We start from the raw sequence: 15,253 nt of genomic DNA, 5'->3' as shown, positions 1-15,253 counted from the left end.
CGGGTCAGGCGCTCGGACGTCCGGCGTTCGCCGGTCGGCGCTCCGGCCACGGGGCGTCGGCCGGCCGCAGGGACGCCCAGCCCGTAGACCGCGCGGCCGCAGCCGCGAGGATGCCGACGGCGGCCGACGGGTTGTGGATCGCACCGCCGAGCACGAGCTCGACCGCCTCGGTGAGCGGGACCCACCGGGACGGCATGTCTCGCTCCTCGTGCTCGCGCACGAACAGGTCAGCGTGCGCGACGTCGGTCAGGCCGCGCGCCAGGTAGATCCGCAAGGCCTCGTCGCTGCCCCCCGGACTGGTGTAGAAGTCGACCAGCACGTCCCACCGGGAGGCGATCAGATCGGCCTCCTCGGCGAGCTCCCGCGCGGCGGCCACCAGCGCGTTCTCGCCGCGGATGTCGAGCAGGCCGGCCGGGGGCTCCCACAGCTCCCGGCGCACGGGGTGCCGGTACTGCCGCTGCAGCAGCACCCGGTCGTCGTCGTCGAGCACGATCATCGCGACAGCACCCGGGTGCTCCAGGTACTCCCGCCGGACGACGAGGGGCTCTCCGTCCTCGCCGCCGAGGTCGACGTCCTCGGCCACGAAGTCCCAGATCATGCCCTCGTACAGGACCTCGCGGGCGGTGATCGGGCGCGGCGCGAGCTCGTCCACCACGTCGAGCTGGGTCATGTCAGGCAACCTTGGTCGCCTTCGGCTTGCCGCCCGGCTTGCCGGCCTTCTGGTAGTCGAGCGCCGCGCTCACGAGCCCGGCGAACAGCGGGTGCGCGCGCGTCGGGCGGGACTTGAACTCCGGGTGCGCCTGCGTGGCCACGTAGTACGGGTGCACGTCGGCCGGGAGCTCGATGAACTCCACGAGCTTCGAGTCCGGCGAGAGGCCGGAGAACACCATGCCGGCCGCCTCGAGCTGGGCGCGGTAGGCGTTGTTGACCTCGTAGCGGTGGCGGTGACGCTCGGTGACCTGCTCGGTCCCGTAGGCCTTGGCGACCACGGAGCCAGGCGTGAGCACGGCGGCGTAGGAACCGAGGCGCATCGTGCCGCCGAGGTCGCCGTCGCCGTCCACGATCGCGAGCTGCTCGGCCATCGTCGCGACGACCGGGTTGGTGGTCTCCGGGTCGAACTCGGACGACGACGCGTCAGCGAGCCCGAGCACGGTGCGCGCGTACTCGATGACCATCGTCTGCAGGCCGAGGCAGATGCCCAGCGCGGGCACCTTGTTCTCGCGGGCCCAGCGCAGTGCGCCGAGCTTGCCCTCGATCCCCCGCACGCCGAAGCCGCCGGGGACGAGGATCGCGTCGACGCCCTTGAGCGTGCGGCTCGCACCCTCGGGGGTGTCGCAGTCGTCCGAGACCACCCAGCGGATGTGGACCTTGGCGTCGTGGGCGAACCCACCGGCGCGCATCGCCTCGGTGACGGACAGGTAGGCGTCCGGCAGGTCGATGTACTTGCCGACCAGCGCGATCTCGACGTGGTGCGTCGGGTTGTGCACGCGGTCGGTGACCTTCTCCCAGGCCACCCAGTCCACGTCGCGGAACGGCAGGTCGAGGCGACGCACGACGTAGGCGTCGAGCCCCTCGGAGTGCAGCACGCGCGGGATGTCGTAGATGCTCGCGGCGTCGGCGCAGGCGATGACCGCGTCGATGTCGACGTCGGACATGAGCGAGACCTTGCGCTTGATCGCCTCGGGCAGCGGCCGGTCGGCGCGCAGCACAAGCGCGTCCGGCTGGATACCGATCGACCGGAGCATCGCCACCGAGTGCTGCGTGGGCTTGGTCTTGAGCTCGGCGCTCGGTCCGATGTACGGCACGAGCGAGACGTGCAGGAAGAAGCAGTTGTCGCGGCCGAGGTCGTGCCGCACCTGGCGCGCCGCCTCGACGAACGGCAGGGACTCGATGTCGCCGACTGTGCCACCGATCTCGGTGATGATCACGTCCACGTCGGGGCCCGCCTGGGCCCGCATCCGGGACTTGATCTCGTCGGTGATGTGCGGGATGACCTGGACGGTGTCACCCAGGAACTCGCCGCGACGCTCCTTGGCGATGACGGTCGAGTACACCTGACCGGTCGTCACGTTGGCCATCTGGGTGAGGTTCACGTCGAGGAACCGCTCGTAGTGCCCGATGTCCAGGTCCGTCTCGGCGCCGTCTTCGGTGACGAAGACCTCACCGTGCTGGAACGGGTTCATCGTGCCCGGATCGACGTTGAGGTACGGATCCAACTTCTGCATGGTCACTCGGAGGCCGCGCGCCCTCAGGAGGCGACCGAGGCTCGAGGCCGTCAGTCCCTTACCCAGGGAGGAGGCCACGCCACCGGTGACGAAGATGTGCCGGGTCAAGTTGTTCGTTCGCCCGGGGAGTCGTTTTGCTCGGTCTGCCACGGGCTTTGATCTTACCGGACGTCCGGCCCGGCTCGGCACGACCACGCCGTGACCCGCGCCACCGGATCGCGGATCACCGGCAGCCGGCGCGAGAACTCAGCGGGCGTACAGCCGCCGCAGCTGGTCGACGACGTCGCTCAGGTCGGGCAGCTCGACCGCCCGCGCCAGGGCGCCCGCGGCGAGCGCCGCCCGCTCGGCGGGGTCGGCGAGCAGCCGGGCGACCGCGGCCGCGATGGCCGCCGGGTCACCCACGGGGACCAGGACAGCACCCCGATCGCCGGTCACCTCGCGCGTCCCGCCGGCGTCCGTGGCGACCACCGGTGCGCCGAGCTGGAGCGCCTCCTGGATGCTGATCGGCTGGCCCTCCCACACGGCCGTGCTGACGACGACATCGGCCGCCGCGTACAGGTCCGCGACGTCGGACCGGCGCCCGAGCAGTCGAACCGGTGCGCGCAGCTCGGCGGCGCGCTCGGTCAGGCGGTCCTGGAGCGGGCCGTCGCCGGCCACGACCCACAGGAGGTCACCGTGGACCCCGCCCAGCTCCACAGCGGCGTCGAGCAGGGTGTCGAGGCCCTTCTGCGGTGCGAGGCGGCCGACCGTCACGATGAGCGCGGTGCCGTCGGCCAGCCCGAGCGAGCGACGCACGGCCGACCGATCGGCGGTGGGCCGCGGTCGGGCCGGCGCGGGCACGAGCGCCCGCTCCGTCTGCCCTGCGCCCAGTGAGCGGCTGCGTTCGACCAGGTCGCCCGAGACGCCGAGCACGACGTCGCTCCCCCGTGCGACCACCCGCTCGAGCACGGCCGAGACGGCGCGGATGGCGCGCCCGCCGACCGGCAGGTTGTGCAGCGTGACCACGACGCGGGGGCGGCCCGACCGCGGCAGCAGCCGGGTTGCCAGCACCGTGAGCGCGCCGGCGCGCAGGCCGTGGGCATGGACGACGTCGGCGCCGGCGGCCAGGGCGCGCAGTCGCGCCACGACGGCGGCGTCGCCCGGCCGGGGCCGGTCCGTGATCGGCACGGCATGGAACGTCGCCGGACCGCCCGCGGGCGCGAGGTCGTCGGCGAGCGCCGCCGGGCCTGCGACGCGCACGATCGCGTCCAGTCCCTCGGGTGCCGGTGCACCGAGAGCCGCCGCGACCTGGGCGACGTGCCGGGCGACCCCTCCGGCGCTCGACCCGAGCACCTGCAGCACGCGCAGCCGGTGGGCGGCGGCCTCTTCGAGCAGGGGCGCGTCTACGGGCACTGCGTCAGTCACGGTGATCCTCAGCTCGGGGGGAGAACGACGCCGGCTGCCGGCCCGGTGCGGTCGGCGGTGAGCGCGCCGGTGATGGTCGATCGATCGGCGAACCACGTGGTCCCAGGACGACGAACACGCTCAGTGCCGCCGCGCCGAGCCCGGCGAACAGCGCTGTGACCCAGGTGTCCTGCAGGAGCCCGAGGACCGCGTCCACGACCCAGCGGCCACCCACGGCACCGACGGCCGCCCCGGCCACGGCCACAGCCAGCGTGCGGGTCATGCCGGCCAGCGCCCGCCCGCCGGCGCAGCGGCGGACGGCGATCACGAGGGCGAGCCCGGCGACGGTCATGCCGATCGTGTTGCCGAGCGCGAGGGCGAGCAACGTGCCGGTCCGATCGTCGCCGTCCGGCGCGATAGCCCGGACCGCGAGAACCGACGCGACGATGACGGCGAGCCAGCCGATCGCGACGGCCGTGACCGCGGCGCGGCCTCGCTCGAGCGCAAACAGCACGCGCGAGTGCTGGAAGATCAGGCCGTAGCCGAGCAGGCCGGGCGCGAGCACCGCCAGGGTCGGGGACATCGCCGCCAAGGCCGCTGGGGCCTTGCTCGCGTCGATCGCCGCGAACATCTGCGCCACGGCTGGGGCGGCCGCGATCAGGGCTGCAGCACCCGCCGCGCTGACCAGCAGGACCGCGCGCGTGCTGACGGCCACCAGCTGCCCGTACCGGGTCAGGTCACCGGTCGCGGCGTGCTGCGCGAGCCGCGGGAACGCCGCCGTCGCGAGCGGGACGGCGAGCACCGCGTACGGCAGGAAGTAGACCGCCTGCGAGTACTGGAAGATGTTGAAGGTCCCCACCCCGCCGGACGTGTTGGCGAGCCGGAGCGTGACGAGGGCGGCGGCCTGCTGGGCGAGCAGGGCGCCGATGCCCGCGAAGGCGAGGTGCCGGGCGCGCAGCCCCACCCCGACCGGGAACCGGAAGGTCGGCCGCAGCCGGACCCCAGAGCGGGCGACGGGGATCAAGAGGGGCAGGCTCATCGCCGCCACCCCGAGCGTGGTGCCCCAGCCGAGCCAGGCCACGGCCTCGGCGGTCAGCGCCGCGGGATCGGTCCGGTCAGCTCCCGCGACCGAGCGGAAGATGAGGTAGCTGGCGATCACGACGAGGCTCGAGGCAAGCGGCGCCGCCGCGGGCCACACGAACCGTCGCTGGGCCTGCAGGATGCCGGTGAGCACGACCCCGATCCCGTAGAGCACGACCTGCGGGGCAAAGATCACGATCAGGTGGGTCGCGAGGTCGATGGTCGCCTGCGTGTCCGCCGGCGCGTCACCCAGCTCAGGCGTGATGCCGAGAAGCCGGACGAGTGGGCCCGCGAAGACCGCGAGGAGCACCGAGGTCGGCAGCAGCACGGCCAGCGCCCAGGTCAGCAACGCCGAGGCGATCCGATCGACGTCGCCGCGCAGGTGGTGTGCGAGCGGACCCGCCAGCAGCGGGATGACCGCACCGGCGAGCGCGCCCCCGGCAACCACCTCGAAGAAGATGTTGGGCAGCAGATTCGCGCTCGCGTAGGCCGTACCGGTCGCGGTCTGGCCGAGGGCGTAGGACTGCGCGAACCACCGCCCGAACCCGACGAGCCGGGTGACGATCGTGATCACCGCGATCATCGCGGCGGCACCGGCCATCCCGGTCAGGGCGCGGCGAAGCCCCGGGCTCATTCGGTCAGATCCGCTGCCGGCTCCGTGGCCGCGGCGCCCGGGCCGGGCCCGTCCGCCGGGCGACGGCCCCACGCGTCGAGCTCACGCAGCACCGGCGTGGCCGCGATGACCTTCGTGAAGCTGACCCGCTCGCTCGCGACCGTCAGGCCGACGGCTCCTGCGAGCAGCGCGAGCCGGACCCCGCGCGGCGCCCCGAGCACGACCGCGGTGCCCACCAGGGCCCCGAGCGCGTTGGCGCCGCTGTCACCGAGCATGTCGCGCTCGGCCAGGTCGCCGGGGGCCGCGCCCACGCTCGCACCGATGACCGCGGCGGCGAGCCCTGCCCCGTTCCCGGCGGCGAGCACCAGCGGGGCGGCGACCAGCGCCGATGCCTTGAGCGCACGCCCGGGACGCAGGTCGAGCAGGTTGACGAGGTTGGCCGTGGCCGCGATCAGCGCGCCCGAGGTCGCGACGTCGAACGCCCAGCCGGCCAGGCCACGGCGCGGTCCGGCCGACGAGGCGGACCTCGGCGTCGCGATGGCCGCCGCGACGAGCGCGCTCGCGCCGATCCCGAGCACCTTGAGCCCGCCGGTCGTGAGCTCTCCGTGCGCGAGGGCACCGAGGTGCCCACGCAGCCCCTTGGTGCGGGTCGTGGTGTCCTCGGTCAGGTCGTCGACCAGCCCGAAGGACCCGCCGCCCGCGGTCGCCACCGTGGCGGCCAGCGCCGCGCGTGCGCTCGGTGCGCCCAGGACGCCGCCGACCAGGAGCCCGACCACGGTCGCCGGTCCCTCGAGCATGCTCACCGGCTCACCGCGGTGGTTGGTCCGGTTCCAGCGCGCCCGGTCGCCGATCAGGGGGTCGAGCGCCGATCCGCCGACCGAGGCCGCCGCCGTCCCGGCCGCGGACCGCGCCCACGACGTCGCCGCCGTCGCGCCGAGAGCGGCGACCAGGCAGCGCACACCGCCCACGCTCAACCTGTCGCTCCCGCTCCCGAGGCCGGGTCGAGGACGGTGACCGGGGTGCGGTCGACCGGCGGAAGCGTCACGCGCTCCGGGATGACGGTCTCCCCGTCGCCGAAACCGTAGTGGCCCACGACCTTGCCGATGCGGGCGTTCAGGGCCAGCGGGATCGAGATCTGGCCCGTCACCTGGTCGACCCCGGTGACCGTGCTGAGATTCTGCGCCAGATCGCCGTCGGCCATGATCGTCGAGACGAGATCGCCCTCGGCCGAGAGCACCGTCGCGGTCACAGCCCCCTCGGACGACGCCTGTGCTGCGGACGAGATGGCGACCTGCGCTGCGATGACGTCCTCGGACGCCGGCGCCGTGGCGGTCTGCTTGAGGTCAGAGCTCGTCAGGACGACGACGGCGTCGGCCGGCGCGGTGACGGGATCGGCGACCGTGATGAGCTTGCTCTCGTTGTTGGACAGCAACTCGAGGATCAGGCTCGCGGACTCGGACAGCTCGTTGGGCGCGGCCGGGTCGGCGCCGGTCAGGCCCTGGACCAACGCCTGGGCGAGCTCGACCTCGGGTCCCGCGCTCTGCGCCGGAGCCGGGTTGAGGTAGGTGACGATGTTGCCAGCGAGGGCCTGGCGGAAGCTGCGCAGGGACGGGTCGGTCCAGGCCTCCGCCACGGCGACGTTCGCGCTGACGGTGGCGCCCGCCGCGTCGAGCTGGGTCGCGACGGCCTTCGCAGCGTCGCCGTCGACCGGTCCGATCGTGATGATGGCGACGCGCCGGTCCGTCAGCGCGCCGGAGAGCAGCCGCGGGGCAGAGGCCTCGAGGTACGCCCGCTGGTCGGCCTGCGTCTGCTGGGCGGCATCGAGGTCCGTGCGCAGCGCGTCCCGGTCCTGGCGCAGCTGCTGGACCTGTCCCGTCAGGCTGTCGCCGATCGTCTCCTTGAGCGGCCCGGCACCCAGCGCGATGCCGACTGCGAGCGCGAGGAACACGGAGATCAGGGAAACGATGTGGTACCGAAAGTCGATCACAGGGCGGTCTTTCCGTCGAAGGTGGGTCGGGCAGTCCGGTCACCGGTGCGCATCAGGCACCGCCGAACAGCGAACCGACCCAGGAGAACAGGTCGTCGAAGCGCGCCCCGAACAGGCCGAACAGCGTCTGGCCGGACGCGGTCGAGGCCAGCGCGACGCCCAGGGCGAAGAGCCCCGCGACCACCAGCAGCCCGAGCTGGACGTTCGAGATCCGGGCGCGGTAGAGCAACGAGACGCCCTTGGCGTCGACGAGCTTGCTGCCCACGCGCAGCCGCGTGAGGAACGTGCTAGCCATCCCGGAACGGCCCTTGTCGAGGAACTCGACGAGCGTGGCGTGCGTGCCGACGGCCACGATGAGCTCGGCGCCCTTGTCGTCGGCGAGGAGCATCGCGACGTCCTCGCTGGTGCCCGTCGCCGGGAAGACGACGTGCTTCACCCCGAGGTTCTCGACGCGCTCGAGCCCGGGTGCCCGGCCGTCGCGGTAGGCGTGCACGATGACCTCGGCCCCGCACTTGAGCGCCCTGTCGGACACGGAGTCCATGTCGCCCACGATGAGCTGCGGCGTCCACCCCGCGTCGAGGATCGCGTCCGCGCCCCCGTCGACGCCGATGAGGATAGGTCGGTACTCGACGATGTACGGCCGCAGCGTGGCGAGGTCGGCCTTGTAGTGGTAGCCCCGCACGACGATCAGGACGTGCCGGCCGTCGATCACCGTGTCGATCTCGGGCACGCCGATGCCGTCGAGCAGGAGGTCCCGCTCGCGGCGCAGGTAGTCCATCGTGTTCGCGGCGAACGACTCGAGCTGCTCGGAGAGCCCCTCGCGGGCCGCCTCGAGGTTGACCGCGATCGTCTCCGGCGTCTGCTCGACGCCTTCGGCGATCAGCACCTCCCCGAGTGCACCGCGCCGCCCACCACCCGGATCATGCGTCCGTCGGTGAGCGCCATGACGTCGGGGCCGAGGTCGTCGACCAGCGGGATCCCCGCGCCGACCAGGATGTCCGGGCCGAGGTTCGGGTACCGGCCCGACGTCGAGCGGGCAGCGTTGAGCACCGCGGCCGGACGGCAGGCCACGAGGGCTTCGGCCGAGACCCGGTCGATGTCGAGGTGGTCGATCACCGCGATGTCACCCGGCTTCAGGCGCTTGGTCAGCGTCTTGGTCCGGGGGTCGACACGAACGGGACCTGCGGTTCCGGGCTCCGCGGGCAGGGCAGTGCGTTTACGCAGCGAAAGTCTCATCGGGAGTCATCGTCCCACGTCGGACAGGTCGAGAAGCTCAGCGGCGTGCGTCCGGGCCGCTTCGGAGTCCTGGCCGGACAACATCCGGGCCAGCTCGCGAACCCGGTCCTTGCCGGTCACGGGCCGAACGTCGGAGTCCGTGACGGTGTCGACGCCGGCCGATGTCGACTTCGTCACCACGAGGTGGGTATCGGCAAAAGCGGCCACCTGGGCGAGGTGGGTCACCACGAGCACCTGGGACCCGCGGGCGAGCAGCGCGAGCCGGCGCCCGACCTCGATCGCGGCCTTGCCGCCGACGCCGGCGTCGACCTCGTCGAAGACGAACGTGGGTGGCCGGCGGGCGCCCGACTGCGGCGAGGTCGCGAGCGAGACCTCGATCGCGAGCATCACCCGGGACAGCTCGCCGCCGGATGCACCCTTGCCGAGCGGCCGGGCGGGCGCGCCGACGTGCGACACGAGGAGCATCTCGACGAGGTCGTCCCCCCACGGTCCGGAACCGGCGTCGGTGACGTCGACGCGCAGCGTGGCGCCGGCCATCGCGAGGCCGGCAAGCTCGCTCGTGACGGCCGCCGCGAGCGTCTGCGCCGCCTGCCGCCGCCCGGCGGTCAGCACGCGGGCGTGCTCGGCGAGCCGCTCGGCCAGCTCCGCGCGGCGGCTCACGAGCGCGACCAGCGCATCCCCGCCGCCGTCGAGCGCGAGCAGTCGGAGGCCGGCGGTCTGGGCCCAGACGAGGACCCGGTCGACGTCCTCGCCGTAGCTGCGCGTGAGCTGGCCGAGCTCGGCGCGTCGTTGCTGGACGGCCTCGAGCCGTCGCGGGTCGGCGTCGAGGTCCTCGAGGTAGCCGGAAAGCTCGACGGCGATGTCGGCGAGCAGGTAGCCGAGGTCCGCGAGGCGGGTCGCCAGGCCGGCGAGCTGCGGGTCGTGGTCGCCCACCTGCTCGAGCGCCCGGCGCGCCCGGTCGACGCCGATGGTGGCCGCGGTGTCGTCCACGCCGTCGCGCTCGCCCGCGAGCGTGTCGTGCGCTGCGGCGGCCGCGGTGCGCAGGTCCTCCGCGTGCCCGAGCCGGTCGGCCTCCGCCGCGAGCTCGACGTCCTCTCCCGGCTGCGGCGCGACCCGCTCGACCTCCGCGAGCCCGAGGCGCAGCAGCTCCGCCTCGCGCGCGCGGTCCTGGCCCTGCGAGGACAGCTCGTCGATCTGGGCGTCGAGCTGCGCCCGCTCGGCCCAGTCGGTGCGATACGCCACCAGCGTCGCCTCGTGCTCGGCACCCGCGAAGGCGTCGAGCGCCTCGCGCTGCCGGGCCGGGGAGCGCAGGCGGGCCTGGTCGGCCTGCCCGTGCACGGTGACCAGATCGTCGGCGAGTTCGGCCAGCACGGACTGCGGCACGCTGCGCCCGCCCAGGTGCGCGCGCGAGCGCCCCTCGGCCGCGACCGTGCGCAGCAGGACGAGCGAGCCGTCGTCGTCCAGCTCGGCACCGGCGTCCTCGACCCGCGAGTGCACCGCCGACCCGGGGGTCACCGTGATGCGGCCCTCCACGACCGCGCGGTCCTGGCCGGTGCGGACCGCCCCGGCGTCGGCCTTGCCGCCGAGCAGCAGGTCGAGGCCGGTGAGGACCATCGTCTTGCCGGCGCCGGTCTCACCGGTGAGGACCGTGAGCCCGGGGCCGAAGACGACCCGCGCACCCGAGATCACCCCGAGGTTCTCGATCCGGATCTCCTCGAACACGACTCAGTCCCCCTGCATCGACTCGACGGGCTGGCCCGAGCCAGGCCCGCCGCCCCGCCAGCCCTCGACCGGGAGCGAGAACTTGCTCACCAGCCGGTCGGTGAACGGCGCGCGGCTCAGCCGGGCCAGGCGGACCGGGATGGCGCTGCGCCGGACCTCGACCCGCGACCCGACCGGCAGCTCCATGGTCCGTCGGCCGTCACAGCTGAGCACCCCGACCGACCCCGAGCGCAGCAGGATCTCGAGCGCGAGCACGCTCGCCGGGCCGACGACGAGCGGGCGCGCGAACAGCGCATGCGCGGAGATCGGGACGAGCAGCATGGCGTCGACCTCGGGCCACACCACCGGTCCGCCGGCCGAGAACGCGTGCGCGGTCGAGCCGGTGGCCGTGGCCATCACCACGCCGTCGCACCCGAAGGTGGACAACGGCCGCCCGTCGACCTCGATCAGGACCTCGATCATCCGGGCACGGTCGGCCTTCTCCACCGTCGCCTCGTTCAGGGCCCACCCACGCCGCGGCGTCGCTGCACCGGGCACCAGGACGGTCACGTCGAGCGTGTCGCGCTCCTCGACCTCGTAGTCCCGTTGGGCCAGTCGCCGGACCGCCTCGGTGATGTCCTCACGCTCGCTCTCGGCGAGGAACCCGACGTGCCCGAGGTTGAACCCGAGCAACGGGATGTCGGTCCCGCGGGTGACCTCCGCGGCTCGCAGGATCGTCCCGTCCCCGCCCAGGACGACGGCGATCTCGACCCCGGTCAGGTCGACGTCGTCCGTGTCCGCCACGACCTCGAACCCGGCGCGCTCGAGCGCGCGAACAGCCTCCCCCGTGGCAGCCACCGCCTCGAGCCGGTTCCGATGGGTGACGACGAGCGCTCGCCTGGTCATTGGTCGCCTCCGCTGGTCCAGCCAGTGCCCGCACCGGTGGGGCCCTCATCGACCGCACGGTCGACGAGGGCGATGAGATCGCCGTCTGCCGGGCCCGGTACGAGCCCCGCGACGGTCGCCGCCGGGTCCACCACCAGCCAGACGAAGTATTCGACGTTGCCGCTCGGTCCCGGCAGCGCGCTGGCCACCACCGCGCGGGTGGTCAGGCCGAGTCCCGCCGCCGACCGTGCGACCGCGAGGACCGCCTGGGCGCGCAGCCCGGCCGAACGCACGACACCACCGGTGCCGAGCAGCTCACGACCGACCTCGAACTGCGGCTTGACCAGAACAAACAGGTCTGCGCCCGGCGCGGCGACCGCGAGCAGCGCCGGCAGCACGAGCGTGAGCGAGATGAAGGACAGGTCGCCGACCACGAGCTCTGGGGCGGGGTCGAACTCGCCCGCCTGCAGGTGCCTGACGTTGACGCCCTCGCGCACCGTGACCCGAGGGTCGGCGCGCAGCGCGGGCACGAGCTGGTCGTGGCCGACGTCGACCGCGAGGACGTGCGCGGCACCGCGGCGCAGCAGCACGTCCGTGAAGCCACCGGTCGAGGCGCCCGCGTCGAGGCAGATCCGCCCCTGCACCGCAGGTCCCTGGGGTCCGAGCGCGTCGAGGGCGCCGGCCAGCTTGTGGCCCGCCCGGGACGCGTACTCGGGACCGTCCCCAGGGCGCTCCTCGATCGAGAGGACCTGCCCGGGTTCGAGCGCCGTCGAGCTCTTGGCCGTCGGTGCGCCGTCGATGCTGACGCGCCCTGCGCCGATCAGCTCAGCGGCATGACGGCGCGAGCGTGCCAGTCCCTGGCGGACCAGCTCGCTGTCCAGCCGAACCCGCTCACCCACGCGCTACTCCCCGGAGTCCGCGAGGCGAGCTTGCAGCGCGGTGTGCACGGCGTCGAACACGGCGACGTGCTCCCGCACCGGCTGGTCGCCCAGCGAGCCCAGCGGGATCAGGGCCGCATCGACCGCGGCATCCCCCGTGGACTCGCCGTTGGCGCTCAACTCGTGCACGCATGCTCCTCGTCTGTGATCCGCGGTGGGCAAACCCCACAAGCGGATCGGTGGTGCTCGCAGCTGCCCACGCTACCGGGCCGGTGCGCTGATCAGGCCTCGTCCACCGGGAACTCGGGGATCGAGTCGCTCGCGACCGCGAGGCCCTCGTCGACCGCCGCCCACGCCGCGGCACAGGCCGAGCGCAGCAGGTCGAGCCGATCGACGACGTCGTCGGCCCCGCGCAGCTCGAGCCGTCCGTCGACGACCCGCGCGGCCGCTCCGCGCGTGCTGAACCATCCGGCCGCGGACCGCTCCGGCACCGGATGCGGCACGAGCAGGCTCGCGAGGTCCGCACCGAGGTAGTCCGGCCGTTCGCGCGGGTGCGCAAGCACAGCGTCCCGTCCACTGCTGACGCCGGTGAGGACGTGCAGCCCGGGGTAGTGCGCCGCGCGCGCCCCGGCGAGGTCGGTGTCGAGCCGATCGCCGACGACCAGGGGCCGCTCGGCACCGGCACGCGAGACCGCGAGCTGGTACATGGTCGGCTCCGGCTTGCCCGCACTGTCCGGCACGACGCCGGTCGCCGCACGCACCGCTGCCACGAGCGAGCCGTTGCCCGGGGCCAGGCCCCGCGCGGTCGGCAGGCTGAGGTCCAGGTTGCTCGCCACGTGCCACGCTCCACGCTCGATCGCGTAGGCCGCCTCGGCGAGCTGCGTCCAACCGAGCTCGGGGGCGAACCCCTGGGCGACGGCCACGGGCCCGTCGTCGGCCGAGGTCACCACGACGAAGCCGGCCGCCTGCACGGCGGTGACGAGCCCTGCTCCGCCGATGACCAGCACCTTCGCACCAGGGGCCAGCCGGGTCGCCAAGACCCCGGCCGCCGCCTGCGCGGCCGACATGATGTCGTCCGGCTCGGCCGGGATCCCGAGCCCGCTGAGCTGGGCCGCCACGGACTCCGGCTCGCGCGAGGCGTTGTTCGTCACGAAGACCAGGCGCATCCCGTGCGCCCGAGCGCCGGCGAGGCCGTCGGCCGCACCGTCGATCGGGTCGTGGCCGCGGTAGGTGACGCCGTCAAGATCGACGAGCGCCAGGTCGTACCGCTGGGCCAACGGGATGTCGCACCCGAGCAGGCCGATCACGTGTCGGTCGGCGCCGGCTCGGGCGAACCGGCCACGGCCGGCTCGTCGTCCTGGTCGTCCTCGTCGTCGTCGCTGCCTTCGTCGAGATCGAAGACGACGACGTCGTCCTCGTCATCCCCGTCGGCCTCGGCGAGCTCGGCCGCCGTGAAGCCGGCGAGCGACGCCACCGCGTCGTCGGGCCGACCCAGCGCCTCGAGGGCCGCAGCACGTGCCTGCGCCACGCGAACCGCCACGATCCCGGCCGCGCCACCCAGCTTCGTGATCGCACTCTCGGACAGGACGGCGTACGCGGCCTCGGCCTCGCCGAGGTCCAGCCGCGCGCCGCTGACGACGATGGCAAGCTCGATCGCGGCACCGGGCTCGAGACCCTCGGCCTCGTCGGACGCCGCCAGGGCGATCGCCCGCTCCGGTCGGCCCAGGCCCCGCTCGCAGTCGGCCATGATCGCCAGGTGCTCGGAGGAGCCGTTGAGCCGGCGGACCGTGCGCAGCTCACGCAGCGCCTCGGCGTACCGACCGGTCTTGTAGGCCGCGAGGCCCGCCGCTTCCCGGACCACGTCGACGCGACCGGCGCGCCGCACGGCGGCCTGGGCGTGCTCGTACGAGAGCTCGGGATCGGAGTCGAGCAGCCGACCCGCCATGACGAGGTGCTGACCGACGCCCTCGGCGTTCTCCTTGCTCAGGGTGCGCAAGCGAGCGCGCACCGTGCGATCGAGATCCGAGTACTGCACGTCCTCGGGGATCTCGGGCGCGACGATCCGTGCTTCCTCCGGCGCCCGTACCAGACGGTGATCGTCCGGGTTGGGCTCGCGACGCATCGCGGGCGCAGGGCTCCGCGGGGAGCTCTCGTGCCGGTCACGCCGGTCCGAGCTCTCGCTGGAACGCACGGGACGATCGGTCCGCGGCGCGGAACGGGCCGGACGGTCGGCGCTGCGCGACTCGCGGCTGCTGCCCTGGTACGGCGTGCGCTCGCGTCGGTCCTGCGTCGGCGGCCGCTGCGTCGTCGGACGATCGCTCGTGCGGTCGTCATAGGTGCGCGCGGGACGGTCGGCAGCCGGACGGTCGGTCGCGGGCCGATCCTCGTAGGACCGAGCGGGACGATCGGTCGACGGACGACTCGCGGAGCGATCGTCGTACGACCGGGCGGGGCGATCGGTGGACGGACGACTCGACGAACGGTCGTCATACGAACGAGCCGGACGATCCGTCGAGGGACGACTCGACGAACGGTCGTCATACGAACGAGCCGGACGATCCGTGGACGGACGACTCGACGAACGGTCGTCATACGAACGAGCCGGACGATCCGTGGACGGACGACTCGACGAACGGTCGTCATACGAACGAGCCGGACGATCCGTCGAGGGACGACTCGACGAACGGTCCTCATACGAACGAGCCGGACGATCCGTGGACGGACGACTCGACGAACGGTCCTCATAAGCACGGGGCGGACGCGCGGCACCGCGGTTGTCGCTCCCGCGCACCTCACCGCCGCGGTAGTCGCTGCGATCGCGACGGTCCGGCGTCTGCGGACGGAACGCCGGCCGATCGCTGCCGGTCCGGTCGTCGTTCGAGCGGTACGGCGGACGGGCGCCTGTCGACGGGCGCTCGCCAGCGGGCCGATACGGCCGGTCACCGCTGCGGTTGTCGCTGCGGTTGTCGCTGCGGTTGTCGCTGCGGTTGTCGCTGCGGTCCTCCCAGCGCGGGGAACGCGCCGGACGATCGTCGTTCGAGCGGAACGGAGCGCGAGCTGCGGCGGACGGGCGGTTCGGACGCTCGCCGCGCTCGCCAGCGGGACGGAACGGCCGGTCGGAGCGGTCACCCGAGGGGCGAGCGGGACGGTCATCGTTCGAGCGGTACGGCGGACGGGCTCCGGTCGACGAAGACCGCGGACGCTCGCCACGCTCGCCGGCCGGACGGAACGGCCGGTCGGAACGCTCGCCCGCAGGCCGGTACGG

The 15,253-nt window shown here is 73.6% G+C and carries 12 protein-coding genes and 1 pseudogene; all 13 read right to left on the bottom strand.

Annotated features, from left to right (window positions below; genetic code table 11):
- Positions 1 to 4 precede the first annotated feature (4 nt).
- The 13 genes and pseudogenes from VTA80_RS18265 to VTA80_RS18205 all read right to left on the bottom strand — a co-directional run bounded on the left by VTA80_RS18265 (position 5) and on the right by VTA80_RS18205 (position 14,179).
- A complete protein-coding gene (locus VTA80_RS18265; RefSeq protein WP_407342501.1) occupies positions 5 to 670 on the bottom strand; it encodes an NUDIX domain-containing protein in 666 nt (221 codons plus the stop codon).
- Between the two features lies 1 nt (position 671).
- Positions 672 to 2,375: a CTP synthase gene (locus tag VTA80_RS18260; protein ID WP_407342500.1), complete on the bottom strand. Its 1,704-nt coding sequence runs from the start codon at positions 2,373 to 2,375 to the stop codon at positions 672 to 674.
- A 96-nt stretch (positions 2,376 to 2,471) separates the two neighbouring features.
- Complete coding sequence (locus tag VTA80_RS18255) at positions 2,472 to 3,629, bottom strand: glycosyltransferase family 4 protein (protein ID WP_407342499.1); 1,158 nt, start codon at positions 3,627 to 3,629, stop codon at positions 2,472 to 2,474.
- Positions 3,622 to 5,322, bottom strand: a complete 1,701-nt coding sequence (gene murJ, locus VTA80_RS18250) for a murein biosynthesis integral membrane protein MurJ (RefSeq protein WP_407342498.1) — start codon at positions 5,320 to 5,322, stop codon at positions 3,622 to 3,624. The genes VTA80_RS18255 and murJ overlap by 8 nt, the downstream gene beginning before the upstream one ends.
- Complete coding sequence (locus VTA80_RS18245) at positions 5,319 to 6,269, bottom strand: hypothetical protein (protein WP_407342497.1); 951 nt, start codon at positions 6,267 to 6,269, stop codon at positions 5,319 to 5,321. The genes murJ and VTA80_RS18245 overlap by 4 nt, the downstream gene beginning before the upstream one ends.
- Before the next feature lie 2 nt (positions 6,270 to 6,271).
- Positions 6,272 to 7,288 carry a copper transporter gene (locus VTA80_RS18240; RefSeq protein ID WP_407342496.1) on the bottom strand — a complete coding sequence of 339 codons (1,017 nt, stop codon included), beginning with the start codon at positions 7,286 to 7,288 and terminating at the stop codon, positions 6,272 to 6,274.
- Positions 7,289 to 7,340: 52 nt separating this feature from the next.
- Positions 7,341 to 8,524, bottom strand: a pseudogene (steA, locus tag VTA80_RS18235) (putative cytokinetic ring protein SteA).
- A 6-nt stretch (positions 8,525 to 8,530) separates the two neighbouring features.
- Positions 8,531 to 10,246 carry a DNA repair protein RecN gene (recN, locus tag VTA80_RS18230; protein WP_407342495.1) on the bottom strand — a complete coding sequence of 572 codons (1,716 nt, stop codon included), beginning with the start codon at positions 10,244 to 10,246 and terminating at the stop codon, positions 8,531 to 8,533.
- A 3-nt stretch (positions 10,247 to 10,249) separates the two neighbouring features.
- Positions 10,250 to 11,131, bottom strand: a complete 882-nt coding sequence (locus VTA80_RS18225; protein WP_407342494.1) for an NAD kinase — start codon at positions 11,129 to 11,131, stop codon at positions 10,250 to 10,252.
- The gene (locus VTA80_RS18220; protein WP_407342493.1) at positions 11,128 to 12,009 is read right to left on the bottom strand and encodes a TlyA family RNA methyltransferase; all 882 of its coding nucleotides are present in this window, start codon (positions 12,007 to 12,009) and stop codon (positions 11,128 to 11,130) included. The genes VTA80_RS18225 and VTA80_RS18220 overlap by 4 nt, the downstream gene beginning before the upstream one ends.
- 3 nt (positions 12,010 to 12,012) lie before the next feature.
- Complete coding sequence (locus VTA80_RS18215; protein WP_407342492.1) at positions 12,013 to 12,177, bottom strand: hypothetical protein; 165 nt, start codon at positions 12,175 to 12,177, stop codon at positions 12,013 to 12,015.
- 92 nt (positions 12,178 to 12,269) lie between these two features.
- On the bottom strand, positions 12,270 to 13,295 hold the full coding sequence (locus tag VTA80_RS18210; protein ID WP_407342491.1) for an HAD-IIA family hydrolase: 1,026 nt from the start codon (positions 13,293 to 13,295) through the stop codon (positions 12,270 to 12,272).
- Entirely contained in the window at positions 13,292 to 14,179 is an 888-nt protein-coding gene (locus VTA80_RS18205; RefSeq protein ID WP_407342490.1) for a hypothetical protein, read from the bottom strand. The genes VTA80_RS18210 and VTA80_RS18205 overlap by 4 nt, the downstream gene beginning before the upstream one ends.
- Positions 14,180 to 15,253 lie beyond the last annotated feature (1,074 nt).

Origin of the sequence: Pengzhenrongella phosphoraccumulans (assembly GCF_045689905.1) — a bacterium.
Classification (GTDB): domain Bacteria; phylum Actinomycetota; class Actinomycetes; order Actinomycetales; family Cellulomonadaceae; genus Pengzhenrongella; species Pengzhenrongella phosphoraccumulans.
This window is presented reverse-complemented; position numbering and strand designations above follow the sequence as displayed.